This window comes from Pseudoalteromonas sp. BSi20652 (assembly GCF_000239855.1).
In the GTDB taxonomy this organism is placed as follows: domain Bacteria; phylum Pseudomonadota; class Gammaproteobacteria; order Enterobacterales; family Alteromonadaceae; genus Pseudoalteromonas.
Genome location: NZ_BADT01000177.1, coordinates 1 through 923 on the forward strand (window position 1 = coordinate 1; position 923 = coordinate 923).

Genomic DNA, 923 nt, shown 5'->3' on the forward strand with positions numbered 1-923 from the left:
AGCGATCTTTTTCGGTAGGAGTTTATAAAGCTTATTTGTTGTATCTAAAACATGGCGGTTGCGCTCAAAGTTATTAGGCTTATTAAAAGCATCAAATAAAACAGTGCTTTTAATTTTATTAGAAAATGGTGCTAATCTTTTAGTTAAAAACGCCGCATCGTATCTATCAACTAATGCTAAATATGGCGTTAAAATATCGTCTTGTTCATTAATCGCTTTTGCAATTAATGTTTCTCTAAAAGTACTCATTGGTTATTTAGGGTTAGCGTAAGCAAACACAAAATCACGACCTTTTTTGGTCAAAAAGTAATGTTCATATTTAACACCAAAATGATAAATTATTTCACTTGTTACCAGTTCTTCATTAACTAATTTGCTAAGTGTTCGCGTATCAAATTTAAACGGTTGCCCATGCTTACTAACATAGGTATGTAGTCCGTTCATTTGTCGATATGAATAGCCAATTTCACGGCAAATTTCGAAATACGTATTTTCTAATGATAACCAAATTAGTAATCGAGTTTGCTCTTTAGTTAACTTAGGCATGATCACCCCCATTTGGGTTTTGACCTAAATGCTCTAAGCGACAAAAGTTATTTAACCAGTTATCTAAATCATCTTTTAAATAACGAACAGTACGACCAATTTTAATAAATGGCGGGGCAGGGGTTCTATTAGTGCGGTTTCCTTCCATACGTGATTGACGTAAGAAAGAGCGACTCATACCGATATACTCGGCTGTTTCTATTTCTGATAATGCGCGTTTGTTTGTGGTGGTTGGCATAAGTGCCTCCTGAGTTATTGACGTTTCAGGAGGTGTTTTACAATGCAGATTTTTTTAAATGAGCTTATCGATGAGTTGGATGAGCTTATCGATGTATTTTTAGTTACTATTTTTTGATAAATAGTTTCTTTTTTGCTTT

Annotated in this window: 3 protein-coding genes; all 3 read right to left on the minus strand. The window is 33.8% G+C overall.

Going from position 1 to position 923, the window contains the following annotated elements; translation table 11 throughout:
* Positions 1-249, minus strand: a 249-nt coding sequence (locus P20652_RS18745) for a hypothetical protein (RefSeq protein ID WP_033017787.1), incomplete at its 3' end; no start/stop codon positions are given.
* A gap of 3 nt (positions 250-252) precedes the next feature.
* Positions 253-546, minus strand: a complete 294-nt coding sequence (locus P20652_RS04560) for a hypothetical protein (RefSeq protein ID WP_008170944.1) — start codon at positions 544-546, stop codon at positions 253-255.
* Positions 539-784, minus strand: coding sequence for an AlpA family transcriptional regulator (locus tag P20652_RS04555; protein WP_008170945.1), 246 nt, complete (start codon positions 782-784; stop codon positions 539-541). Before P20652_RS04555 ends, P20652_RS04560 begins: the two co-directional genes overlap by 8 nt.
* Positions 785-923: the final 139 nt, after the last annotated feature.